The organism is Paenibacillus lacisoli (assembly GCF_030580655.1).
In the GTDB taxonomy this organism is placed as follows: Bacteria; Bacillota; Bacilli; order Paenibacillales; family Paenibacillaceae; genus Paenibacillus; species Paenibacillus lacisoli.
In genome coordinates, this window is record NZ_JAUQTB010000006.1 from 152,188 (window position 1) to 177,219 (window position 25,032).

Sequence of the window (25,032 nt, forward strand, 5' to 3'; positions counted from 1 at the left end):
CGAATATAGTACTATCAAACCTGGACTAAGGGGATAACCAATATGCCAATTCGCAAAGTAAGGAGCAAGCTGCTAAAAGGAATTGCCTTGAAAAGTCATCGGGGCCTGCGGCGATACCTGCCGGAGACACACAGCTACAGACCCTATCGATTGAAGAAAATGTTAAGAAGACATCGTACCGTATTTATTAAACCTGATGGCGGCAGCCAAGGAAAAGGCATCGTTCGTGTCAGACGCATGACCCGCCGTACTTACAAAGTGTCCTGGGACTTGCGAAGCCAGAGGGTCCGCAGACGTTATTTGAAGCGTGCAGTCGGAAGAAAATTGAATCCTTACCGCAGATATGTCATCCAGCGAGGAATATCGCTGGCCAAATATCACGGCCGCCGGATTGATATTCGCGTGTATATGCAGAAACCGAGCCACCATTGGCTGATCTCAGGTAAGGTGACACGCGTTGGCGCACCGGGGCGGTTTGTCACGAATTTCAGCCAGGGAGCTTATCCGGAAAGGCTGACCAAGGTTCTGCATTCGCTCTATTCGCATCAACCGCACAAGGTCAAGTCCGTACTGAATCGGATCGACCGGATTTCTTATCGTGCAGCGGAGACGTTAGACCGGAGGTATCCAGGGCTTCGGCAGCTGGGGATTGATATCGGACTGGACCGCAGAGGGCGGATCTGGATCATTGAGGTGAATACGAACCCGGGACACAGCACATTCCGTAATCTGAAAAATAAAACGATGTATCACAACATTATCCGGCGCAAATGCATAATTCACTCCCGTTATGCCCGCTAAACGAATACAGGATTAAAGGGCGCTCTCCTCACAGGGAAGGGCGCCTTTTTACATAAAGGTGCAGATCGAGCGAAGCTTTTTTTACAGTTTACATTTCTTAGGAAGATTAACAAAGGTTATAACCCGAATTGACGCTCTCGTGACACCCGCTCCTTACACTAACAGAGGTAAGACAAGCCAAGGCATACAGAAGTTAACTTAACAAAGGTGGGTGTGAATGTTTGAATGAGTGACCTGGATAATCAACTGAGCCTGCCCGCTAAAGGGCGTCCGGTATATGAACGCAAGGCTGTAAAACCAGCTTCTCTCAAAGCTCTCCGGCTCCGGGAAAATGTACTGGCCTATGCATTTCTGGCACCATCACTGCTGATATTTGCTGTCTTTCTGTTCTATCCTATGCTGAAATCCGTGTACCTCAGCCTGCATGCAACCGATCCAACCGGACAGATTGCAGGTTATGTGGGATTGGACAACTTTACTTCATTATTCAAATCCGGTGTTTTCCTGCAAGGCATTAAGGTTACAGCGCTGTTCGCGCTCCTGACTGTACCGACAGGCATGCTGCTGGCTCTGCTCTTGGCAGCCATGACCCACACGAAGCTGCGGGGAATGCGTTTTTTCCAGTTTGCATTCTCGCTGCCTATGGTATTATCCGTCGGTTCGTCCGCAGTCATCTGGAAATTTCTGTTTCACCCGACACTGGGCATGTTCAATTACCTGCTCAGCAAGATCGGCGTCGATCCGATTCCGTGGCTGACCAGCCCGGATTGGGCACTTCTATCCATTTCACTGATGACGGTCTGGATGAATCTTGGCTTTAACTACATTATTCTGTCGAGCGGCCTGCAGGGCATTCCGGATGAAATTTATGAGAGTGCCAAAATGGACGGTGCCGGCCCGATGGTTACATTCTGGCGGATCTCCATGCCGATGCTGTCGCCAACCCTGTTCTTCGTACTGGTCGTCTCCATTATTAGTGCGTTCCAGTCCTTCGGCCAGATCAACATTATGACGGGCGGCGGCCCTGTGAACAGTACGAATGTATTCGTGTATTCCATCTACCAGGAAGCCTTCGTGAACTTTAGATTCGGGACTGGCAGTGCGCAGGCATTGGTTCTGTTCGCCGTGATTCTGCTGCTGACAATCATTCAATTCAAATGGGTGGAAAGGAAAGTACATTACCAATGAACATTCGAGTTTCCAGAACCCTGTTGTACATACTGCTGTCCGTGTTTGCACTGCTCGTGCTGTATCCGGTGCTGTACACCTTCTTTATGGCCGTCATGTCGCCGGAGGAAGCGAGTGCTTTTCCGCCGCATCTGTTCCCGCACACGTTCCGTATGGCGAACTTCGCCGAAGCGCTTGATATCGTACCGATCGCCAGGTTTATCGGGAATACCTTCCTGATCTCCGGTCTGACGACGCTGGGTCAGCTGATTACAGCGAGTATGGCGGCATACGCCTTTGCCAAGATGGAATTCCGCGGTAAAAATATCCTCTTCGCCATGTTCGTGGCAACAATGATGATTCCGTGGGAAGTGACGATCATCCCGAACTATCTGACGGTTCGCAGCTGGAACTGGCTTGACAGCTACCAAGGACTGACGGTTCCGTTTCTGGCCTCCGCCTTTGGTACGTTCCTGCTGCGGCAGTTCTTCATGCAGCTGCCGAAGGAGCTGTTCGAAGCGGCCCGGATGGACGGCTGCGGTCACATCCGTTACTTTCTGTTCCATGTGCTGCCGCTCTCCAGACCGGCGCTGGGCACACTGGCTGTCTATTCCTTTCTGAACATGTATAATTCGTATCTCTGGCCGCTGCTGGTGACGAACAGCGAGAAGATGAGGACGGTTCAGATCGGGATTTCTATGCTGGAATTTCAGGAGTCAACCTCGTGGAATCTGGTATTTGCCGGAACGGCGCTTGTCATTCTTCCGTCGCTGCTGCTCCTGGTCTTCGGTTTGAAGCAGCTGGTGCGCGGTATGGCTGCCGGAGCGCTCAAAGGTTAATGGATAAGCCGCGATGACCACGAAGTCAACTGCATCATGCAGATGATGATAGATAATAAATGAGATCGACAAAGGAGAGAGTGGGGAAATGAAGTTGTTTCGAATGAGAAATGTCATGGCCACCGTATTGGCGTCCGTGATGCTGGTTACAGCAGGGTGCAGCGGCAAATCGGCAGCAGAGGAGAATCCGGGCGGTGAAGCGTCCAGCGGATCACCTGTCAAAATCACCTGGTGGCATTCCATGTCCGGAGCGGGTGAGAAAGCCATTCAGAAAATCACCTCTAACTTTAATGCTTCACACAAGGACATCCAGGTCGAAGCCGTGTATCAGGGCAAATACGATGACAGTCTCAACAAACTGAAAGCTTCCATGGGATCGAACAGCGGTCCGGATCTGATTCAGGTATATGAAATCGGCAGTAAATTCATGATTGATTCCAAAGCCATTACACCTGTACAGCAATTCATCGATCAAGACAAATTTGATCTGTCCCAGCTGGAACCGAACATTACCCGCTACTATACGATTGACGGCAAGCTGAACGCGATGCCTTTTAACACATCCAATCCGATTTTGTACTATAACAAAGATGCATTCAAAGCTGCGGGTCTTGACCCTGAGAATCCGCCGAAAACGTACAGTGAATTCGAGAAAGCGGCCAAAGCGCTGAGCAAAGACGGTAAAGCAGGAGCTTCCATCGCTATCTACGGCTGGTTTATGGAGCAGCTGTTCGCTAACCAGAATGCGGAATATGTGAGTAATGGCAACGGTCGTGACGGTGCGGCAACAGAATCGCTGCTGAACAGCGAAGCTGGTGTGAAGACGTTGACATGGTGGAAGAAGATGGTCGATGAGAAAATCGTCGCCAACCTGGGACGCAGCACAGATGACACAACGAACGCTTTTGCTGCAGGCCAAATTGCCATGACACTGGACTCTACCGCTTCCCTTCGCAAAGTAGTTGGACAAGTAAACGGTAAATTCGAAGTAGGTACAGGATTCCTGCCGCGTGCCGATGAAGCCACAGAAGGCGGCGTTGTCGTCGGCGGCGCAAGTCTGTATATCATGAATAACAAACCGGAAGCCCAGCAGAAGGCAGCCTGGGAGTTTATCAAATATGTAGCGTCTCCAGAAGTACAGGCTCAATGGAGCGTGGATACCGGTTACTTCCCGATCACGAAAGCGGCTTATGACCAGCAGGTGCTGAAGGATAACATGACCAAATATCCGCAGTTCCAGACCGCGGTTGATCAGCTGCATGCTTCTGTTGAGAGCAAGGCGACTCAAGGTGCCGTTATGGGGATCTTCCCTGAAGCCCGTCAGCTTGTTGAAGGTGCGGTAGAAGCCGCGTTGAACGGACAGCAGGAGCCGAAAGCGGCACTGGATCAGGCAGCCAAGCAAATTACTGAAAAGCTGGGCCAATATAACTCCACGGTTCAGAAGTAACGCCCCCAATACCCATTATCCGACCGGCCTGTACTCCCTCATGGGCCAAGCGCAGAGCAGCCCTCCCCCGGGCTGCTCTGTTCTATTTTATTATGAACAAGAGGAGGATTAACTGGAATGAGAATAAACCATGCACATTGGAGAAGCACTAAAGCCTTGATGACAGCTGCACTGCTGTCCACCTTGATCCTGCCTGCCTATATCGGTAAAGCACAGGCTGCCGAAGCGGCCGGGAATGGAAGCAACCGACCGGTAGATTCCTATCATCTTCGTATCCTGCACACCAATGACACGCATGCCCATCTGGACAATGCAGCGAAGCGGATTACAGCCATTAAGCAGGCCCGTAACGATCAGACCCTGCTGCTTGATGCAGGAGATGTGTTCTCCGGCACGCTTTATTTTAATCAATACAATGGGCTGGCCGATTTGTTCTTCATGAATATGGCAGGATATGACGCCATGACGTTTGGTAATCACGAGTTTGATAAAGGTCCTGCTGCACTCGCCAGCTTCATTAGGGATGCCAAATTTCCGTTCGTCAGCTCAAATATTGATTTCAGCAGGGATAAGGATCTTGGAGGACTTTATCGGGACAAGACAGGAGGCAGGGGGGATTCCAGCGGGATCTATCCAGCCATAGTTAAAGATGTGAACGGGGAGAAGATCGGCATCTTCGGACTCACTACAGCAGATACTGCCTCGCTCTCCTCACCGGGTGAGAATATCCGCTTCAAGGCTTATGCAGTCAGCGCTCAGGCAGTGATTGATCAGCTGCAGAGGCAGGGTGTCAACAAAATTGTAGCATTGTCTCATCTGGGCTATAGTGAGGATCAGAAGTTGGCTAACGCGGTAAAGGGGCTGGATATCATTGTAGGCGGCCACTCCCATACGAAATTAACAGAGCCCGCCGTCATCCACGCTGACAGCGAACCGACCGTGATTGTTCAGACAGGAGAATACAACCAGTTTCTCGGACAGCTGGATGCTGCTTTTGACGATAAAGGGGTTTTAAAAGGCTGGAACGGCAAGCTGATCGAACTGGATGCGAAGGACGAAGCGAAGAAGGATGTCATTGCTGCAGATCCGTCTGCTGCTGCCCAGCTGCAGACATATGCTGCTTCACTGGAGGAGCTAAAGAAAAAGGTGATCGGCAAAACGAACGTAATCCTGGACGGAGAGCGGGGAAATGTCCGCAAGAAGGAAACCAATCTGGGCGACTTTATGGCTGACGGTATGCTGAACAAGGTGAAAAGCCTGGTGAAGGCACCGGACGCCAAGGGCTATATAACGATTCAGAATGGCGGAGGCATCCGGGCTTCCCTGCCGGCAGGCGATATTACTTTGGGCGGCCTGTTAACGGTGATGCCTTATGCCAATAACTTGACTGCGCTTAAGATGACGGGACAAGAAATCAAGGAGGCGCTGGAGAATGGCGTCAGCGGTGTTGAAAGCGGAGAAGGGCGGTTCCCGCAGGTTGCAGGGATGCGCTTCTATTATGACTCAACCAAACCGAAAGAGAAGCTGGATTCCGTAAGCGGTCAGGTGCAGCAGCAGGGCAGCCGGATCATGAAGGTTCAGATCAAGGGTGAGAATGGCAAGTACAGCGACATGGATCCGAATGCTTATTACATCGTTGCGACCAACTCCTTCACTGCAGGAGGCGGTGATTTCTACCGTTCGATGAAAAAAGCAAAGGATGCCGGCCGTTCGTATGAATTGAACCTGGTCGATTATGAAGTGTTTCAGGAGCATTTGAAGCAGACCGGTACGGTTACAGCAGCTGCAGAGGGCAGGGTAATTGACCTGGCAGGAGCTCAGCTTCCGGCCGATGCGGCAGACAGTTCCACTAGTGGGGGAGCGAGCACTCCCGTCCAGCAGCCGGCTGTTTTCTCGGATATGAATGGACACTGGGCGGCCGACGCGGTAAACAAAGCTTCATCTGTGGGAGTGGTTACTGGCTATGGTGACAGCCGGTTCCGGCCGGATGCTGCTATAAGCCGTGCGGAGTTTGCAGTCCTGCTAAGCCGGGCTCTGGAACAGCAGTCCGAATCACAGACCTCGACGGAGGCCACGGTTCAGCAGGCTCCTAAGGATGCCAACCAGATTCCTGTCTGGGCGCAGGCAGCTGCAGCGAAGCTGACGGCTCAGGGGATTCTGAAGCTGGGGACGGATGGGGGCTTTCGCCCGGGAGATCCGGTCACACGGGAAGAGCTGTCAGCGGCACTGGCGAAGGCTTATGGCTGGAAGAGTGAAGAAATCACCGGATTACAAGCTGTTTTTGGCGGGCGGAGCAAGTCAGCTGGAGCAACCCGGGCTGAAGCAGCCGCAGCGGTGATGCTCGGTCTCCAGTTCTGAGATACACAAAAAAAGAGCTATCCCTGACCTAAGGGATAGCTCTTTCATATTTTATTTAAGGTCTTCGATTGACTTGATATCCATGTAAGCCGGAACGACCAAGCCAGTTTTAACACCTTTCATATTCGGACCCAGATCTAACACCTGATCCTTGTACTTCGCCCAGTAGTCGGCATGGGTCAGCGGCAGCCAAGCTGCAGGCATGGCATCGACGTCACCATTAGCGACCCCGGTCCACATTGGACCTGCCTCAACTTGAAGCGCACTTACCTTGTAGCCCAGCTTGTTCTCCAGGACATACTTGAGCAGATTGGTGCTGGCAATCTCCGAATCCCAGGCAACATAGCTCAGCTTGAGCGTATCGCCGTTGACAGGCTGCAGGCCCTTAGTCCATTCCTGAACGCGGTCCGCATGTTTGTCAGCCCAGTCTTTGGCAGCCGCCTCAGGGCTTGTGCCAGCCTGGATGGCGCTCATCATTTCACCCATCTCATCGGAAGTCCACTCGAAACGGTCAAGGAACTCGTAAGCAACCGGTTTATCTTTTTTCAACCCTTTGCGGGCAATCGTATGAATTTCTTCGGCTTCCCCGTAGACCTTCTTGGGATCTTCCAGATACTTCAGATCATATTTGTTGAACATCCAGTGCGGGGTCCAGCCGGTGATGATGATCGGCTTCTGGGCTTTGATGGCTTTATCAAGCGTTGCCGTCATCGCTGCGCCGGATCCTTCAACGAGCTTCCAGTCGGACAAGCCATAGTCCTGAATGACTTTATTGGTTGCCTTCATGATTCCGGCGCCCGGATCAATACCGATAATCTGATGATTCACTTCGTCGCCAACCTTGCTGGAGGAGGCTGTTGTACTGGTGTTTCCGCTTTGTAGATCTTCAATTGATTTTACTTCCATATAAGCCGGAACGACGAGACCTGTTTTAACCCCGGTCATATTCGCGCCCAGATCATCCACCTGGTCTTTGTATTTCGCCCAGTAGTCGGCGTGTGTCAGTGGCAGCCAGGCTGCCGGTGTAGCATCCACGTCGCCGCTTGCGACCCCGGTCCACATTGGGCCTGCTTCAACCTGAAGGGCTGTTACTTTGTAGCCCAGATTATGTTCCAGGACGTATTTCAGCAGATTGGTGCTTGCGATTTCAGAGTCCCATGCCACATAGCTCAGCTTAAGGGTGTCACCATTCACTGGCTGCAGACCTTTCGTCCACTCTTGGACCCGGTCAGCATGCTTGTCGGCCCAATCCTTCGCGGCCTGTTCCGGTGTGGTGCCCGCCTGGATAGCACTCATCATTTCGCCCATCTCATCAGATGTCCATTGGAAGCGATCGAGGAATTCATACGCTACCGGTTTGTCGGCTTTAAGTCCTTTACGGGCAATCGTATGGATCTCTTCAGCATCGCCATATGATTTTTTGGGATCTTCAAGATATTTCAGATCATATTTGTTGAACATCCAGTGCGGAGTCCAACCTGTGACGATAATGGGTTGTTTATTACGAATTGCCTTCTCCAGGGTTGCTGTCATCGCTGCGCCGGAGCCTTCAACGAGCTTCCAGTCAGACAGGCCATAATCCTGGATGGCTTTATCCGTTGATTTCATAATACCTGCACCGGGATCAATCCCGATGATCTGGTATCCTACTTCTTCGCCAATGGCATTACCCCCGGCAGTATTACTGGAGCCTGCGCTGGTCGAGCCGCTGCCGATGAAGTACTGGGAAATGCCTGCAGCAATGATGATGACACCGGCTGCGGCAGCGATCCAGGCCTTTTGCTTGCTGGATACACGGCTGCTGCGCTTTTTACCGGGCTTAAACAGATTTTGTGTAAAACGGTCCAAGACGATTGCCAGTACAACGACAGCGATACCGGCTTCAAAGCCTTTACCGATCTGCAGCTGCGTAACCGCCCGGTATACAGTGGCACCGATACCTTCAGCACCGATCATGGATGCGATAACAACCATGGACAGGGACAGCATGATCGTCTGGTTAATACCAGCCATCAGTGTAGGCATCGCGAGTGGAAGCTGCACCTTGAACAGCTTTTGTCCTGAAGTGGAACCAAATGCGTCCGATGCTTCAACCAGTTCGCCGTTCACCTGGCTGATACCCAGATTCGTCATGCGGATAGTCGGCGGAATCGCAAAAATAACAGAAGCGATAACGCCTGGCACGACGCCGAGGCTGAAGAAGGTTACTGCTGGAAGCAGGTATACGAACGCCGGCATAGTCTGCATGAAGTCAAGCAGTGGTGTAATGATACGGGAAGCTGTTTTGCTGTAAGCACACCAGATCCCGATCGGCACACCAAGAACGATGGAGACCAGTGCCGAGGTCACCACGAGGCCGAGCGTGTTCATCGTTTCGCTCCAGTAGCCCAGATTATCGATCAGCAAGAAGCCAATCACGGTAAACAAAGTTAATGGTATACGGCCGATCAGATATGCAATGATCCCCAGGATAACGATAAACAGCAGGGGATGCGGCAGCAGGAACAGGCCGGAGAAAAATCCTACGACACTTTCAATGACAACGGAAATTACATTAAATAAACCGGCCAGATGGATACCCATCCAGTCAACAATAGCCTGAATCCATTCAGCTAGAGGTATTCTCGGCATTTGCGTTCACCTCCATGGTTGGTACGGATCCGCTCAAAGCCCCAAGCAGAGCCCCGCGGACGATAACGCCTTTCAAGCGTCCATTCTCATCTACGACAGCAACAGGTACTTTGGCAGAACTTGTGAGTTCGAATAGTTCATTAATCACGGTCTCGGGAGGAACCTGCGGTCCATCCGTAACCAGAATATCCTTCAAGGTTAAGTTGTTCTTCATTGCACGGGAAGCATCCTCCGCACTGATCACACCCAGCAGTTTCTTGGAGCGGTCAATAACGAACAGGTTTGATATCCCGCGCTCACGCATCAGCTCCAGCGCAACACGAGGTCCGCGGTCCAAAGTGATCGTTTCGGGTCTGCGCATGACATGTGCAGCGGTTAGTACTTTAGACAGGTCGACGTCCTCGACGAAGCGTTCGACATAAGCGTTGGCCGGATTGATCATAATCTCTTCCGGTGTACCGATCTGTACAACGGCCCCGTCCTTCATCAGCGCAATTCGATCGCCGATACGCAGCGCTTCGTCCAGATCGTGAGTGATGAAGATAATGGTCTTTTTCATTTTATCCTGCAGCTCCAGCAGCTCATCCTGCATATCCCTGCGAATCAGCGGATCAAGGGCGCTAAACGCTTCGTCCATCAGCAGGACTTCAGGATCGTTAGCCAGTGCGCGTGCCAGACCGACACGCTGCTGCATACCACCGGACAGCTCATCCGGCATCTTGTTGCCCCAGCCCTTCAGGCCTACCAGCTCCAGGGACGTAAGAGCCTTCTCGCGGCGTTCTGCTTTATCTACTTTTTGAATTTCAAGTCCGTATTCCACATTTTCTAGAACAGTACGATGCGGGAACAGCGCAAACTTCTGGAACACCATACTTATCGTTTTACGGCGTACATTGCGCAGCTGCTCCTTGTTCATTTTGCGGAGATCCTTGCCGTGGACAAGAATTTCACCGGACGTTGGTTCGATGAGACGGTTCAGCATCCGTACCAGAGTGGATTTACCGCTCCCCGAAAGTCCCATAATAACGAAGATTTCGCCTTGTTTGATTTCCATGCTGGCCCGGTTGACACCAACCGTAATCTGTTTTTCTTTGGCCAGCCGTTCTTTTCCCCAGCCTTGCTCCAGGAGTTGAACGCCTTGCTCCGCATTCGCGCCGAACAGTTTACTAACGTTTCTTACTTCCAAAATGGTCAAACTCTCCACCTCGTTTCTTAATCTCTCGTTCGCAATCGTAACCCCTCGGTTCATTGCCTTTCGTTTCACAACGTTTTACATTGTAACAATAAAAGCTACAGAATATCAAACGAAAAATCTGTTCATAATGTACATACAGAAAAAACTGTACAAATTTAACTTTAATATTCTCGCATATGCTCTTTTTTCCTCCCGAATGCAATGCTTTACATTTTTTTATCCATTTTTTACAATGGACCAAGGCCTTGCTAGAGCCTATAATTTCAAATGAATGTAGTATCTTGATTGTATATTGTGTTTTTTTAGCTTATTTATTCCGTTCTTGGACACTTAAATATAGGTGTAAGTCAGGATGACTGGAACTGAAATAGATCAGATAAGCATGATTGATGAATAGGAGGTTACAAGCATGAGCTTGGACCAGATTAGTGAAGAACAGCGTGCCGCGGTAAGCAAAATACGCAAACGCGTGATTGAGGCTATCGGAAGAAATATGGATTTGTACGGAGTCACTTTATCTACGGGGCATTTATATGGTCTGTTGTTTTTTGCGGACAAGCCAATGACTCTGGATGAAATGGGCCGGGAAATGGAAATGAGCAAGACCAGTATGAGCACCGGAGTACGGACACTGCTTGATCTTAAAATGGTTAACAAAGTATGGACCAAAGGCTCGCGTAAGGATCTGTATGAGGTGGAATACGATTGGTACCAGACGTTCACGGATTATTTCGCTATTAAATGGAGAAAAGCGGTTGAAGGCAATCTGCAGATTCTGCGGAAGTCCATTGAAGAGATGAAGAAGCTGATCCGTCAGGAAGACAACACGCCTGAAGTGACCGGGATTCTAAAACAGGATCTGGAGAAAATGCAGCAGGCCGAAGCTTATTACCGCTGGCTGGACCGGCTGATTGATGTGATGGAGGATGAGGAGATCTACAAGCTGGTGCCCAAAGAAGAGATCCGTTCGGAACAGGACCCGGTCAGGGAACGCTGACTTGTCCTTCATGAGACTTATATCATGTAGAAATGGCAAAAGCTCCACTCCCGTGAAATAGAGGAATGGAGCTTTTCTGGTTCTTATGCGGCTTCCTGCTTCTGGCGCGAAATATAGAAGAGGGTGATCCAGATCAGGATAAACCCGATCAGTTGGGTTAGCGTAACGGCTTGCTGGAAAGCAGCCCAGTTAATAATCACACCCATCATCGGAAAGCTGAGTTCGGCCAGTGTCGCATAGGATGCCTTGGTGGTGCTTAGGCCTTTGTAGTACAGCAGCAGGCTCAGCAGACCCGGCAGCAATGCCTGCAGCAGCAGGTTGATGAAGACGGCACTTACCGCCCAGCCTCCGGATGGCAGATGCCATGCTGCCCCCTCGGAGAGGGTAATCACCAGCAGCAACGGCAGGGCAAGCATGAAGCGGAGCGAAGTGACGGCCTCGTATTTCATTTTGCCGACCATGTACCGTCCCATCACAGTTGAACCTCCCCATAATGCGGCTGCGCCCATCGAGAGAAGACTTCCGATCTGAATGAAATCATTGACCTGGGTAAAAGGAAGCTGCCATCCGAACGTCAGCAGATACGTGCCGATCAGGGCAACGACGAGCAGCGTGCCGAAGAACTTCGGCAGCATTTCCTTCAGGATCCAGCGCGCCATCAGAATGGCGAACAGCGGCTGCAGCTTCTGAAGCAGGACCACTGCGTTAATGTTGCCAGAGCTCAGCGCCGTCGTGAACAGAATGGTAGCGAGAGCAGAGCCGCCCCAGGAGATGAACAGCAGCGCGCCAACCTGACGCCAGCCGATCCCTTTAAGCTCAGCACGGTTCTTCCACAGGACCGGAGCGGCCGCCAGGAACAGGAGCACATGCTCCAGCAGTACAATTTGTGTGGAAGTCATGGACTTTAACAGAAGAATACGGAATAGCGGGTCAACCCCCCAGAGGGCGGCACCCAGAACGACCAACCAGAAGCCGGCCTTAAATGGTGTTGAACGAAGCGGCCGGGATACGGCTGCTGAAGATGAGTTTATCATAGCAAGTACAAGCTCCTTTGGTGAATACAGGACCAGAGCGAAGAGAAAAAGCCCCGCTGTGCCTAGAAAGACGAAGCGGGGCTTGATCAAATAAACGTGCAAGGAATAAAGGGTTTCCCCTCATTGCATGTTTATTTGATGATCTTCTACCATCCGGACTATACCGTCGGCTCTGGAATTGCACCAGATCAGTCCCGGGCCAGTGATACGGCCAGAGAGTCGCGGGCTTGGTTCTGCATGGAACCTTACCGCCGGTCGGGAATTTCACCCTACCCCGAAGATCCTTATTCCATTTTATTTTCATGATATCTTAAATTAAGCATATACCTCCAAAGCTTAGATGTCTATAGGCAAATGAAAATTTCATTTGATTTACAATAGTTCTCATAAAGTTACGTAATTGATATGTAATACCGCAACTTTGAAATGGGAAGGAGAAATTTGGTATTCTATATTTATCATATGAAAGCTATTTCGTAAAGCCGGAAGGGGCGATTGAAAGTGAGTAATCCGATTGTACATACAGGATACGGGCAGATTGAAGGTAGAGAGACAGACGGCGTACGGGTATGGAAGGGGATTCCCTATGCCAAGCCACCCGTCGGCGAGCTGCGTTTCCGTGCACCGGAACGTCCTGCCAGCTGGGAAGGAATCCGGGACGGGGAGAGATACGGGCCAATCTGTCCACAGCCCGGATCAGACTTCGGAGCGGTGGAGGGGGGAGACGAGGCCCCTGTCCAATCGGAGGACTGCCTCTATCTGAACGTGTGGGCGCCTGTGCATGAGGCTGCTGCTGAGCCTGTCCAGCCCAAACCTGTGATGGTATGGATTCATGGCGGAGCTTTTGTGAACGGATCGGGAAGTGTGCCTATTTATGATGGGGCTGCTCTGGCAGCACAGGGAGATGTTATTGTGGTCACGCTGAATTATCGCCTCGGTCCATTCGGTTTTATGCACATGGCGCCGCTTGGCGGCGGGTGCGTCTCCAATGCGGGGCTGCTGGATCAGATTGCTGCCCTGCGCTGGGTTCGCGAGGAGATTGCGGCCTTTGGCGGAGATCCTGAACGTGTGACTGTCTTCGGCGAGTCTGCGGGCGGTATGAGCATTGCATCCCTGCTGGCGATGCCGTCGGCTCAAGGACTGTTCCAGCGTGCGATCTTGCAAAGCGGCGCTTCGCAGGTCATTGACCCGGGTCTTGCGGGGCAGATCACAGCCGGACTGCTGGCCGAACTCGGTCTGGACGCTTCCCGCCGGGAAGAGCTGCAGGAAGTGCCGACGGAGATCATTATGTCGGCAGCAGCCTCTCTTCTGGAGCGCTTCGGAGGCAAGCGGGCAATGATGCTGTTCCAGCCAACCATTGATCCGGCGACGCTGCCGGCAGAACCCCTTGCGGCTGTTGCTTCCGGTGCTTCTACCGGCATTCCTATCGTGATCGGAACGAACAAAGATGAAGGGGACTATTTCTTCCACGGAGATTCGCCGGTTATGACCCCGGAGCAGATCGATCGATCCCTGCGGGAAATGGCAGGGCTGGACGATGCGAGCCACCTGACACCGATGTACCCTGCTTCCATCGAGGGACAGGCCCAAATCATGACGGACTTGTTCTTCTGGCGTTCCGCTGTCCGGTTCGCCGAAGCTCAGGCGCCTCACGCCCCGGTGTGGATGTACCGTTTTGACTGGCATCTGCCGGGTCATCCGTTCTATCATAAAGCCGTTCATGGTGCCGAGATTGTATTTGCTTTCGGTAACGTTGAACTGCTGAGCAGGATGGGCATCACAGTTAATGAAGAAATCCGCCGTCTGAGCCGTCAGATGGTCGGAGCCTGGTCTGCTTTTGCTCACCATGGCACGCCGGATACGGCAGAAGTTGCGTGGACTCTTTATGATGAACACTCACGGGCCACGCTGGTGTATAACGCGGAAACAGAGCTTGTTCATGATCCGGATCAGGAGAAGCGCCGGTTATTAGTATAGATTCTCAAAACGTGGAGGGATGCGGTGACAGGCCGTATTCCTCTTTTTATATAGAGTCAATATTCATGCTCTCTACAATGCTTGTCATGCCCGTCTGCATAATCAGGACAAAACCCTCATAGACATGTATCAATCAAGTGAAAATAAAGTCTGGAGGGGTTGATGCAATGCGCCGCGGTTCATGGATATTGGCCGTTATTATCTGCATTAGTGTTGCACTGGCAGGGTGCGGGAAAAAGGATGCTACGGATGTGGTCAGCGAGTTGAGTGATGTGGTGAGCGGTCTGGAGCATTATCATGGTTCCGGGCTGATGACTATCCATACCGGAGCAGTCCCTCAGGAATACAAGGTGGATGTCTCCTACCAGAAGCCGTCGTATTACCGGATTGCCTTGACGAATGCGAAAAAGAATATTACGCAGATCGTTCTGCGTAATGATGACGGAGTTTTTGTAATCACACCTAATCTGAACAAAAGCTTCCGTTTCAAAAGTGACTGGCCGGACAACCAGGGGCAGGTCTACCTGTATGAGACGTTGATCCGCAGCATCATTGGCGATGAGACACGCCAGTTTGTGGCGGATGACCAGTCTTACGTATTTGATGTTGCAGCCAACTATAACTCCCACTCGCTGGAACGCCAAAAAATCTGGCTTAACAAAAAGGATTATACGCCAAAGCAGGTGCAGGTCTCCGACTCTAATGCGAAGGTCGTTGTAGACCTGAAATTTGATGCCTTCGATCTGGGAGCCAAGTTCAATGCGGACTACTTCAGTATGAAAAACAACATGAATGCAGCCGCAGGCGCGGCGCCGCAGACGATGGCCGAGGTGGATGAGAATGGAAATCCGGTGAAGGGCGGTCAGGATCAAGGGGCGGCAGCTGCAGGAGAAGGCACTGCACAAGCAAGCGAACCGGATAAGCAAGGCTCTGATGCAGCCGGATCCCAAGGAACCGAAGATACAGCGGCCAGCGATGGAGATGCCGCAGCAGGTGATTTCGGCGTTATTCAGCCGACCTATGTCCCGGAAGGGGTTGCCCTGAAGGACAATCCTGAAATTACGGAAAGCGACAATCACAGCGTCATGCTGCGGTATGAGGGAACTTACAACTATACCATCGTGGAGTCCAGACCTTCGGATTTTGCGGTCATGCTGCCGCAGGGAACACCTGTGCAGCTGAGCTCCGGTGTCGGGGTGCTGACCGGCGAGGTACAGCAGACCCTGACCTGGCTGGATGAAGGGGTACAGTACAAGATAACGAGCGGGGATCTGCCGGTCAGTGAAATGATTCAGATTGCCGCTTCTATGGAAGATCAATCGGGTAAATAATACGTTGTAGGCGGCATTCAGGAGGGGACTGGAGTGATTTCGACTCCTCTACAGCCAACTGGATCCGCCTTTTCTCTTTATTTTCGCGTGTTGATGGTACTTGTCAAAAAGGGCCTTTTCCACTGATTTGACAGCTTGGTGTGGGAACATTACCATTGTCACTGTACTGTTTACAAGGTGATGTTCAAAAAGCGGAGTATAGATGGAGAAGGTGAACTGTTTGCAAGTACAATACCGACCGACCCAAGCTGTTCTGGACTTGGATCATTTGCGTCATAACTATATGTCTTTCCGTCAGGCCCTCCCCGGGGATATGAAACTGCTGGCATGCGTCAAGGCGAATGCCTACGGTCATGGAGCCGTTGAAATTTCCAGAGAACTGGAGGCGCTGGGTGCCGATTATTTGAGCGTGGCTTTTCTGGATGAAGCGATTGAACTGCGCCGTGCAGGCATACAGCTGCCGATCCTCGTACTGGGCTACACACCGCCTGAGGGGGTCGAGACAGCCTGGCTGAACGATGTAACGATCACTCTATTCAGTGAAGAGGTACTGGAAGCTATCCGCACACTGGATCGGAACAGGAATGACCGCAAACTGAAGGTGCACATCAAAATTGACAGCGGAATGGGTCGTTTGGGTCTTCTGCCTGGAGCGTCAGCCGTTTCCTTCATTGAAGAGGTGCTGAAGCTGCAGCAGGTGGAGCTGGAAGGCATGTTTACCCATTTTGCCAGAGCGGATGAAGAGGATAAAAACTATACACTGGTGCAGTATCAACGGTTTCAGAGCGTGGTGGAAGCGCTGGGAGAAAAAGGACTACACATCCCGATCATACATACGGGCAACAGTGCCACGGCCATTGATATGCCTTCGCTGTCCTACAACATGGTGCGGATCGGCATCAGCTTGTACGGCTTATACCCATCGGCGGAGGTGAACCGGGTCAATGTGGAACTGGTTCCGGTCTTGACGCTTAAGACTCGTCTGGTCTTCGTCAAAACATTACCGCCCGATTGGGGAATCAGCTATGGCACACGGTATGTGACCTCACAGAATGAAGTGATCGGCACACTTCCGGTTGGTTATGCTGATGGTTATTCCCGCATGCTTAGCGGCAAGGCGGAAGTTCTGATACGCGGCCGCCGCGTTCCTGTCCTCGGTACAATCTGCATGGACCAGTGCATGATTTCATTGCAATCTTTCGCGGAGGAAGCGGAAGAAATTCAGAGCGGCGAAGAGGTTGTTCTCATCGGCCAGCAGGGCAGCGCCTGCATCCCCGCAGAGGAATTGGCCGCCATGATCGGAACCATCAACTATGAGTTGGTCTGCAGTGTTGCGCACCGGGTTCCTCGTGTATATACACGGGCCGGCGCCCCTGTCGCTTTTGTTAATCCGCTGGTGTAAGGCTGTCGGATAAAGCATTATGGTGTATTTTTTCAGGAATATCAGGAGAATAAAGGAATTGTCCTACGGGTACCGAATCTTAAGAGTAACAAGGGATTGACGCAATGATATCCTTTAACCGCCCGTTATGATCTGATGCTCATGTATTCCTTTCCAGAGCATAGACTCTATACGTAAACTGCCTTGTAGTTTATAATGGGATGCAGCATAGATGATATACGTGAGGCATATATATTCTCTTGTATAATTTACCTGGAATAACGTTATAATGGTACACATGGCGACAAGGTTTGTGGGGGTGGAAGAGGAAGTGGCCAATTTGCAGAACACCAAAAGGATCATGATCAGCCTGCCGGACCATCTCTTGCAAGAGGTGGACGGGATCGTAGCGATGGAGAATTCCAACCGCAGCGAGTTTATCAGGCAGGCCATGAAGCTGTATTTGAGCGAACGGAAGAAGCGCTACATCCGGGAAGCCATGCAGCGTGGGTACATGGAAATGGCGAAGATCAACCTGACCATGGCATCAGAGGCTTTTCACGCCGAAGAAGATGCAGACAACACTCTAGGCCGCACAGTTAGCGGGGTGTAATCCATATTGATCGTAAAGCGCGGCGACGTATTTTTTGCTGATCTTTCACCTGTTGTCGGATCGGAGCAGGGGGGAGTCAGGCCGGTACTTGTGATTCAGAACGATATCGGCAACCGGTTCAGCCCTACCGTAATTGTGGCGGCTATCACGGCCCAGATACAAAAAGCGAAGCTGCCGACGCATGTTGAAATTGACGCAGCGACGCACGGCTTTGACCGGGACTCTGTTGTCCTGCTGGAGCAGATCCGGACGATCGACAAGCAGAGGCTGACCGACAAGATCACGCATCTGGATGATGAGACGATGCGCAAGGTAAGCGAATCCCTTCAGATCAGTCTTGGTTTGATTGACTTTTAGGAGCTCACCTTGGACACGCTTAACAAGTGATGATGGAGGATCAGGTTCATCCCTCACAGACAAGCGATGATTACAGCAGATCAAACAGATCAATAATACAGGCCAGGACGAAGAAAAGGGACAGTGCAAAGGCACTGTTCCTTTTCTTTTGAACTCAAGTGGAATTAGGGATAGAACCCGGCAGCGGCTTGGGCTATAATGACGTAGTGATACTTGTACACGCTGCATCATTCAAGAGATGGTTTGGGCAGCATGCTGACTTGTAAACGATTACTTGTTGAAGTCCTTATGTGGACTGTTAAGGAGGCAATGACTATGGCAATCTTTGTACATGACAATGAACTTCAATTCCATCTTCAGAGCAAAAGTGCAAGCTATGTTTTTCAGGTGCTGCCCTCGGGATATGTCAATCATTTGTATTATGGTAAGCGTTTGCGCGACCATGACTTGTCATGGTTAACGAACCGTGTGGAACGGGCGTCATTTAGTCCTAATCCCGTCAATGAAGACCGGACAATATCGCTGGATACGCTCCCGCAGGAGCTCCCTGTCTACGGAACCAGTGATTTCCGTCATCCGGCTGTGCAGATCCGCCAGCATAACGGCTCAACTATTACAGAGTTTACATATAAGGGCTACCGTATTGTGAAGGGAAAACCTGCACTGGAAGGACTGCCTTCCACCTATGTGGAGCAGGAAGATGAGGCAGTTACGCTTTATGTTGAACTGCAGGATCAAGTTGCTGGGGTAGAGATTGAACTGGCTTATACGGTGTTTGAGCCGTATGACGCGATTACCCGCTCGATGAAGATTTCGAATACCGGTCAGGCATCGGTTGAGATTCTGCGCGCACTTAGTGCAGCGGTGGATTTCCCGCACGCCCAATTCGATTGGCTGCAGCTGTCCGGTGCCTGGACGCGTGAACGCGATATGTTCCGCCGTCCACTGACCCCGGGTACGGTGAGTGTAGAGAGCCGCCGCGGGGCAAGCGGCCATCAGCAGAACCCATTCGCTGCACTGATGGCTCCGGGTACGGATGAAGATCATGGCGAGGTTTATGGGTTCAGTCTTGTATACAGCGGAAGTTTTGTTGCGCAGGCTGAGGTAGACCAGTTCGGTACTACACGCCTGTCTGCGGGAATTAATCCATTCGACTTCGGCTGGCAGCTGCCGGCAGGGGCGTCCTTCCAGACGCCTGAGGTTGTTATGGTCTACACAGACAAGGGGCTGAGCGGCATGTCGCATACGTACCATCGTCTGTACCGCGAACGTCTGGCACGCGGCAAGTTCCGGGACGAGGTGCGCCCGGTCCTCGTGAATAACTGGGAAGCGACCTATTTTCAGTTCAATGCGGAGAAGATCGAATCCATTGCAACCGCCGGCAAGGAGCTCGGAATTGAGCTGTTCGTGCTGGATGACGGCTGGTTCGGACACCGGGATAACGATGACAGCTCGCTTGGGGATTGGGTTGTTGATTTCAACAAGCTGCCGAACGGCCTGGATGATTTGGTGAATCGGATCACGTCGCAAGGTATGGGCTTTGGTCTGTGGTTCGAGCCCGAAATGATCTCTCCAGATAGTGACCTGTATCGTGAGCATCCGGACTGGTGCCTGCATGTGCCGGATCGCCGCCGGACGCAGGGGCGCCAGCAGCTCGTGTTGGATTTCTCCCGCCAGGATGTGCGCGATGAGATCGTTCGCATGATGACGGCAATTCTGGGAAGTGCACCGATTACCTATGTGAAGTGGGACATGAACCGTAACATGACAGAGATCGGATCCGCTCTCCTGAAGCCGGAGAATCAGCGGGAGACCGCCCACCGTTATATGCTGGGACTCTACGAGGTCATGGAGCGTGTAACCACGTCCTTCCCGGACATTCTGTTCGAGAGCTGCTCCGGCGGCGGCGGCCGCTTCGACCCGGGAATGCTGTATTACATGCCGCAGACCTGGACTAGTGATAACACCGATGCCGTCTCACGTCTGCGTATCCAATACGGAACCAGTCTGGTATATCCGGTGAGCTCCATGGGCTCGCATGTATCTGCGGTTCCGAATCATCAGGTCGGACGCTCGACCTCGCTCCAGACCCGGGGGCTTGTAGCCATGTCTGGTAACTTCGGCTACGAACTGGATCTGACTCATTTTACCGAGGATGAGCGTCAGATCGTGCGGGATCAGGTCAGCCTGTACAAGGAGATTCGGGGACTGGTGCAGTTCGGTACCTTCCACCGCCTGGTGAGTCCGTTTGAAGGTCAGGGACGTGAAGCTGCCTGGATGTTCGTCGCAGCTGACGAATCCGAAGCGATTGTATTCTACTTCCGCGTGCTGGCCGAGCCGAACAGTCCCCTGCGCCGCCTGAAGCTCAAAGGGCTTGATCCTCAGGCTGATTACAGCATCGAAGGGGCAGAAGGCATACGAGGTGGAGATGCCCTGATGTACGGCGGTATTTCGGTAGGGCTCCCGCTGGGGGATTACCATAGCGAATTCTATCGTCTGAAGCGTGTATAATCTGAGGCATGGATAATTTATTGTCCAGTGAAAAAGACTGCCATTGCGGCAGTCTTTTTGCTTGTTTCTGGCGTCTTTTCGGAGGACTAGAGGATGATATAATAGGTGAAAAGCTCTGGGAGCACCGGAGGGACGATGGGGGCGATAAGGATTGAAAGCCATACTGCTGGGGCTGGTATCCGCCCTGTTTTTTGCAATTACTTTTGTGCTAAACCGTTCGATGGAGCTGTCCGGAGGGAGCTGGATCTGGAGCGCCTCGCTGCGCTATCTGTTTATGCTGCCCATGCTGCTTTTGCTGGTGCTGCCGCAGCGTAAGCTGTTCCCGCTTCTTCATGTCATGCGGGAGCGGCCGGGAATGTGGGTGCTGTGGAGTCTGGTCGGATTCGGTCTCTTTTACATACCGATCTGTATGGCTTCAGCATATTCTCCAGGCTGGCTGGTAGCGGGAACGTGGCAATTAACCATTATATGCGGTTCCCTGCTGGCCCCTTTGTTCTGGGTTACGGTACCGGGACAAGGGGGGCTGATTCGAACCAGAGGTATGATTCCTTTAAAGGGACTGTTCATGTCGCTCCTGATTTTGCTGGGTGTTGTCCTGATGCAGCTCGAACAGGCACGGACCATACCATTCAGCCACCTGCTATGGGGGACCCTGCCTATAATTATTGCAGCCTTCGCATATCCTCTGGGCAACCGTAAAATGATGGAGCTTACCGGAGGGAGGCTGGATGCCCTGCAGCGTGTACTGGGAATGACACTGGCCAGTCTGCCGCTGTGGGTTATCTTGTCCGGATTCGGAATCGCCGCGGCCGGTCTGCCAAGCCGGGAGCAGGTTATGCAGTCGGTTTTGGTTGCGCTGTTCTCAGGCGTCGTTGCAACCGTACTGTTCTTCAAGGCTACTGATATGGCACAGGGCAGTATGCACAAGCTGGGTGCTGTCGAAGCCACTCAATCGATGGAGGTGCTTTTTGCCCTGGCGGGGGAGCTGATTATACTGAATGCGCCGCTGCCTTCGCTGCTGTCCTGGATCGGGATGGGGATCGTCATTATCGGTATGGTGCTTCACAGCACAGTACCGCATAAGAAGCCCGGACCGGTCTCTGCCAATGAACGGCATGTCTCCTGAACTTCATCCGCCGTGATCTGCATGGATAGTCCAGGACCTATTCGCGTGACCTTTCTCCGCTGGAGAGAGGTTTTTTTATTTATTTGGAAAATAATGCAACCTGAAAGGATCGGGATGCATCTTAGTAGGTGAGAGGGAGGGCGAGTAATCTGAATATGGAGGAGCAAGCGCAGCAGGATGAAGCCGCCCTACGAGAATGGATGAACCGGTATGGAGATCATCTGCTTCGAACGGCGGTCATGCTGCTGAAGGATTATCAGACTGCGGAAGAAGTGGTGCAGGACACATTCGTGCAGGCTTTTCGCAAGGCGGATCAGCTGAAGGAACCATCCCGGCTCAAAAGCTGGCTGACGGCAATCACGGTAAACGGCTGCAGAATGCGGCAGCGGCGCTGGAGTTGGAAATATATCTTTCCATCCGAGATAGGGAATACAGAGAATCCGGCAGATGAACGGCAGGGACCCGAATCAAGACTGCTGGCGGCTTCACGTAACGAAGAACTGAAGAGGGCGGTACAGAAACTGAGCTATAACTACCGGGAAACCGTGGTGCTGTACTACTATAATGAATATTCGGTCGAAGAAATTACAGAGCTGCTCGGCTGCAGTACCAACACCATTAAATCCAGATTAAGACGTGGGCGGGCAAAGCTGCGTGAGCTGTGGGAAAAGGAGGAGCAGGAATTTGAGCGAAGACAGACTGCCCCCAAACAATTGTAAAATTGACAATCAGGCGAACCTGCAGACCCTGCAGGGCCAGACACCGCCGGAACTGGAACGGGAACAACTGCATCACAGACTGGAAAAGGCATTAGCTGATATCGTGTTTACCGGACAGGATAAGGTGCTGGCACGTATACAACCCCCAGGGTGGCACCGGCGCTTCCGTGCATGGCTGAACCAGGATGTCGCAGTCCCGATTATGCCTGTCATGCTGCTGATGATGATAACAGGCGGATTTCTGGTATTGTATCCCCGTGTGGGGACAGAGCATCAGCCAGAGCCGTCAGAGGTCCGCCAGACAGGGGGCCGCAGCATGGTTGAGATCGGAGGAAGTAGGTATTGGGAGGATGAGCTGCAAAGGAGGCTGGTCGTGAATGGTTATACGGATGAAAATTAAACACCTGTTCCTGCTGGCCTTTTTGGCTTCTGTAATCATTACAGCCGCTGTCTTGATCCTAGACAGGAAAGAGGCTGCCATAACCGCTGCCGCTGTTACAGATCAGGTAAGCTTCCAGCAGACGGCGGGCAGCGTCTCTGACGAAGACAAGTGGGAACTTATAAGTACTTATATCATCCGCAGCAGCCCAAGCTGGGTGCACAGCTATGATGTCGAGATTGGGCCAGGGCATTCCGGTGTAAGGGGAGGCGGACATTCTGATGGAGAAGCAGCGTCATTCCCCATGGACTGGACGATCAAGCAGCACTATCTGGAAGACTATGTTCAGCATGCTCCGGCAGGAACCGAAGTCGTTGGAGCGGCGATCCTGCTCGCTTATCATGCTGCAGCTGAAGGGGACTTCAAGCAGGCGGAAGCCTTTCTGTCCCAAGCCAGGAAGAGACTCACTTTTTTCGGGTATGCCTATGGCGAGCAGCAGCTAATGCTCGAATGGGTCAAGCTTGCGATGGCCAGCGGGCATCCGCAGAGGGTTCAGTCCTTGATTAAGTCCTTGGTTAAGGAAGAGCAGACATCAGCTTCTAATGCCCCTTACCAGACGCTGCTTGAGGCGGCCAAGCTGCCGCCGACCCGTTCCTCAACGGTCACGGGAGTCATTAAACGAAGCGATGGAACCCCGATTACTGATGCGGGTGTCTATCTGAGACAGAAGGGGGATGCGAACCACAGTGTGGTGAACGAGGAGCCTTACCAGACGATGACCAACAGTAAAGGAGAATTCACATTCCACGGTGTCCTCCCGGGTAGTTATCAGCTGAATTTGGGTCTTCGTCTGGATCAGGTGGATGGCTGGAGCTGGCAGATCGAGAACGATACCTGGATCGATATCCAGGCTGGAGAACGACGGGAGCTGAATGTCGAGTTTCAGCCTCTGATCCAGCAGACATCACCCGTCAACAATGAAGTCATTCACGGCGATACTATGACTTTTGCCTGGGAGCCGGTTGCTGGAGCTGCATACTACAATGTGAATATTGGCCTGCGGACAGGTAAAGGGGATTCGATGAACGTCTTATTAAAGGATCGTATTGCCTCGGCTTCACTTCGTGTTCCGATCGAGGAACTATACGATACTCCCATAACGATCAGCTTTGGCAAGATAGGAGATTGGTCTTCTGTAGAGACAGAAAGTTTACTGGGTTTCGAGAATCCGCAGGTCCATTTTCACTGGAATGTTGAAGCCTTTGACCGGAACGGCCATTTTATTTCCAGAAGTAACGGCTATCGGCTGGATGAGGAGAACGCCGCAGCTCTTCCCCTTTTCAAGCTGGCCGGTCTGACATTAACCCCTGCAGACCAGCTGCTGCTGGATCACAAGATGGAGGAAGCTCTGCGAGCATATAAAAGGAGTTACGAGGAGAACCGATCGGATCTTCACAGCCTGCGTATGATCATCCGTCTACTTCAGTCCAAAGCCACCGTGATGGAGGGGGGGAAACCTTCTAGTGCCGAGACCGGAAGCTATCTTCAGCAAATGACAGCGTTAAATCCGGATCACCGTTATCTGGAGCAGCTGTTCGACTACTATAACGAGCATCGAAAATGGTCACAGCTGGACCAGGTGTACAGGAAGATCACAGCAGATCCCGCTGCCAGTGATTTGATTTACCTGGAATCGGAATATGCGGAGGCCATCGCCAGACAGGGACGTTACGAGGAAGCAGAGATGCTGCTTGCTCGTAACGTGCCCCGGGACGCCAGCCACCGCTCGATAGGGCTATATGCTGCACTGCATTTATACCTGCATGCCGACCTTGCGGGGACGCTTGAACTGGTACGTCGCTACCCTGACCGGACCTTGTATATTTATGAAATCAATCACAGCTGGGAGGAACTGTTGAGTCAGCTTGCGGCCAAGGCAGAGCAGAATTCCGCCTATGCGAGGGAAATTCATGAGAAGCTGGGATGGTTCCTGGGCGGAAAGGAGCAGGACATCCATGCTTGGCTTCAGACTACCCGTGATACACCGCTCAAAGCATTTATCGAGACCTTGCAAAAGGTGAAATGAAGCAGGGAAATCCGGCGGACGACAGTGGATAACTGGCGCTCGCCGGATTTTTTTGTGATAATAAGGAGGTTAATGGTTCTTCA

Annotated in this window: 19 protein-coding genes and 1 riboswitch; of the genes, 16 read left to right on the plus strand and 3 right to left on the minus strand. The window is 51.9% G+C overall.

Features of this window, described 5'->3' with window-relative positions; all coding sequences use genetic code 11:
- Positions 1-42 precede the first annotated feature (42 nt).
- The 5 genes from Q5741_RS12660 (at position 43) to Q5741_RS12680 (ending at position 6,612) form a co-directional block, all read left to right on the plus strand.
- Positions 43-801 (plus strand): YheC/YheD family protein, encoded by a 759-nt coding sequence (locus Q5741_RS12660; protein ID WP_305024456.1) that lies wholly within the window; start codon positions 43-45, stop codon positions 799-801.
- Positions 802-1,026: 225 nt separating this feature from the next.
- Complete coding sequence (locus tag Q5741_RS12665) at positions 1,027-1,989, plus strand: carbohydrate ABC transporter permease (RefSeq protein WP_305024457.1); 963 nt, start codon at positions 1,027-1,029, stop codon at positions 1,987-1,989.
- The gene (locus Q5741_RS12670) at positions 1,986-2,807 is read left to right on the plus strand and encodes a carbohydrate ABC transporter permease (RefSeq protein WP_305024458.1); all 822 of its coding nucleotides are present in this window, start codon (positions 1,986-1,988) and stop codon (positions 2,805-2,807) included. Before Q5741_RS12665 ends, Q5741_RS12670 begins: the two co-directional genes overlap by 4 nt.
- Positions 2,808-2,895: 88 nt before the next feature.
- A complete protein-coding gene (locus Q5741_RS12675) occupies positions 2,896-4,254 on the plus strand; it encodes an ABC transporter substrate-binding protein (RefSeq protein ID WP_305024459.1) in 1,359 nt (452 codons plus the stop codon).
- Positions 4,255-4,371: 117 nt separating this feature from the next.
- Positions 4,372-6,612: a 5'-nucleotidase C-terminal domain-containing protein gene (locus Q5741_RS12680; RefSeq protein WP_305024460.1), complete on the plus strand. Its 2,241-nt coding sequence runs from the start codon at positions 4,372-4,374 to the stop codon at positions 6,610-6,612.
- Positions 6,613-6,663: 51 nt separating this feature from the next.
- On the opposite strand, the gene Q5741_RS12685 is transcribed toward Q5741_RS12680, so the two are convergent.
- Both Q5741_RS12685 and Q5741_RS12690 read right to left on the minus strand, forming a co-directional pair.
- Positions 6,664-9,243 (minus strand): glycine betaine ABC transporter substrate-binding protein, encoded by a 2,580-nt coding sequence (locus tag Q5741_RS12685; protein WP_305024461.1) that lies wholly within the window; start codon positions 9,241-9,243, stop codon positions 6,664-6,666.
- Entirely contained in the window at positions 9,221-10,438 is a 1,218-nt protein-coding gene (locus Q5741_RS12690; protein ID WP_305024542.1) for a quaternary amine ABC transporter ATP-binding protein, read from the minus strand. Before Q5741_RS12690 ends, Q5741_RS12685 begins: the two co-directional genes overlap by 23 nt.
- A 409-nt stretch (positions 10,439-10,847) precedes the next feature.
- Between Q5741_RS12690 and Q5741_RS12695 the strand changes: the two genes are divergently transcribed.
- The gene (locus Q5741_RS12695) at positions 10,848-11,435 is read left to right on the plus strand and encodes a GbsR/MarR family transcriptional regulator (RefSeq protein WP_305024462.1); all 588 of its coding nucleotides are present in this window, start codon (positions 10,848-10,850) and stop codon (positions 11,433-11,435) included.
- Between the two features lie 83 nt (positions 11,436-11,518).
- Here Q5741_RS12695 and Q5741_RS12700 read toward each other — a convergent pair whose 3' ends face one another.
- Complete coding sequence (locus Q5741_RS12700) at positions 11,519-12,469, minus strand: DMT family transporter (RefSeq protein ID WP_305024463.1); 951 nt, start codon at positions 12,467-12,469, stop codon at positions 11,519-11,521.
- A gap of 137 nt (positions 12,470-12,606) precedes the next feature.
- Positions 12,607-12,755: riboswitch (FMN riboswitch) on the minus strand.
- 215 nt (positions 12,756-12,970) lie between these two features.
- On the opposite strand from Q5741_RS12700, the gene Q5741_RS12705 reads away from it, so the two are divergent.
- From Q5741_RS12705 to Q5741_RS12750, 10 genes are all read left to right on the plus strand, one after another.
- The gene (locus tag Q5741_RS12705; RefSeq protein WP_305024464.1) at positions 12,971-14,446 is read left to right on the plus strand and encodes a carboxylesterase/lipase family protein; all 1,476 of its coding nucleotides are present in this window, start codon (positions 12,971-12,973) and stop codon (positions 14,444-14,446) included.
- Between the two features lie 167 nt (positions 14,447-14,613).
- The gene (locus Q5741_RS12710) at positions 14,614-15,777 is read left to right on the plus strand and encodes an outer membrane lipoprotein-sorting protein (protein ID WP_305024465.1); all 1,164 of its coding nucleotides are present in this window, start codon (positions 14,614-14,616) and stop codon (positions 15,775-15,777) included.
- A 220-nt stretch (positions 15,778-15,997) separates the two neighbouring features.
- Positions 15,998-17,179: an alanine racemase gene (alr, locus tag Q5741_RS12715; RefSeq protein ID WP_305024466.1), complete on the plus strand. Its 1,182-nt coding sequence runs from the start codon at positions 15,998-16,000 to the stop codon at positions 17,177-17,179.
- Between the two features lie 310 nt (positions 17,180-17,489).
- Positions 17,490-17,771, plus strand: coding sequence for a CopG family ribbon-helix-helix protein (locus tag Q5741_RS12720; protein ID WP_305024543.1), 282 nt, complete (start codon positions 17,490-17,492; stop codon positions 17,769-17,771).
- A gap of 6 nt (positions 17,772-17,777) precedes the next feature.
- Positions 17,778-18,128: a type II toxin-antitoxin system PemK/MazF family toxin gene (locus Q5741_RS12725; RefSeq protein WP_305024467.1), complete on the plus strand. Its 351-nt coding sequence runs from the start codon at positions 17,778-17,780 to the stop codon at positions 18,126-18,128.
- Between the two features lie 315 nt (positions 18,129-18,443).
- Entirely contained in the window at positions 18,444-20,639 is a 2,196-nt protein-coding gene (locus tag Q5741_RS12730; protein ID WP_305024468.1) for an alpha-galactosidase, read from the plus strand.
- A 151-nt stretch (positions 20,640-20,790) separates the two neighbouring features.
- The gene (locus Q5741_RS12735; protein WP_305024469.1) at positions 20,791-21,765 is read left to right on the plus strand and encodes a DMT family transporter; all 975 of its coding nucleotides are present in this window, start codon (positions 20,791-20,793) and stop codon (positions 21,763-21,765) included.
- A 155-nt stretch (positions 21,766-21,920) separates the two neighbouring features.
- Positions 21,921-22,484 carry a sigma-70 family RNA polymerase sigma factor gene (locus Q5741_RS12740; protein ID WP_305024470.1) on the plus strand — a complete coding sequence of 188 codons (564 nt, stop codon included), beginning with the start codon at positions 21,921-21,923 and terminating at the stop codon, positions 22,482-22,484.
- Positions 22,450-22,884, plus strand: a complete 435-nt coding sequence (locus Q5741_RS12745; RefSeq protein WP_305024471.1) for a hypothetical protein — start codon at positions 22,450-22,452, stop codon at positions 22,882-22,884. The genes Q5741_RS12740 and Q5741_RS12745 overlap by 35 nt, the downstream gene beginning before the upstream one ends.
- Entirely contained in the window at positions 22,874-24,949 is a 2,076-nt protein-coding gene (locus Q5741_RS12750; RefSeq protein ID WP_305024472.1) for a carboxypeptidase-like regulatory domain-containing protein, read from the plus strand. Before Q5741_RS12745 ends, Q5741_RS12750 begins: the two co-directional genes overlap by 11 nt.
- Positions 24,950-25,032: the final 83 nt, after the last annotated feature.

Bases quoted from the DNA above. Each gene is read 5' to 3' on its own strand.
- Q5741_RS12660 (WP_305024456.1), top strand. From the start codon at position 43: ATGCCAATTCGCAAAGTAAGGAGCAAGCTGCTAAAAGGAATTGCCTTG.
- Q5741_RS12665 (WP_305024457.1), top strand. From the start codon at position 1,027: ATGAGTGACCTGGATAATCAACTGAGCCTGCCCGCTAAAGGGCGTCCG.
- Q5741_RS12670 (WP_305024458.1), top strand. From the start codon at position 1,986: ATGAACATTCGAGTTTCCAGAACCCTGTTGTACATACTGCTGTCCGTG.
- Q5741_RS12675 (WP_305024459.1), top strand. From the start codon at position 2,896: ATGAAGTTGTTTCGAATGAGAAATGTCATGGCCACCGTATTGGCGTCC.
- Q5741_RS12680 (WP_305024460.1), top strand. From the start codon at position 4,372: ATGAGAATAAACCATGCACATTGGAGAAGCACTAAAGCCTTGATGACA.
- Q5741_RS12685 (WP_305024461.1), bottom strand. From the start codon at position 9,243: ATGCCGAGAATACCTCTAGCTGAATGGATTCAGGCTATTGTTGACTGG.
- Q5741_RS12695 (WP_305024462.1), top strand. From the start codon at position 10,848: ATGAGCTTGGACCAGATTAGTGAAGAACAGCGTGCCGCGGTAAGCAAA.
- Q5741_RS12700 (WP_305024463.1), bottom strand. From the start codon at position 12,469: ATGATAAACTCATCTTCAGCAGCCGTATCCCGGCCGCTTCGTTCAACA.
- Q5741_RS12710 (WP_305024465.1), top strand. From the start codon at position 14,614: ATGCGCCGCGGTTCATGGATATTGGCCGTTATTATCTGCATTAGTGTT.
- Q5741_RS12730 (WP_305024468.1), top strand. From the start codon at position 18,444: ATGGCAATCTTTGTACATGACAATGAACTTCAATTCCATCTTCAGAGC.
- Q5741_RS12740 (WP_305024470.1), top strand. From the start codon at position 21,921: ATGGAGGAGCAAGCGCAGCAGGATGAAGCCGCCCTACGAGAATGGATG.
- Q5741_RS12750 (WP_305024472.1), top strand. From the start codon at position 22,874: ATGAAAATTAAACACCTGTTCCTGCTGGCCTTTTTGGCTTCTGTAATC.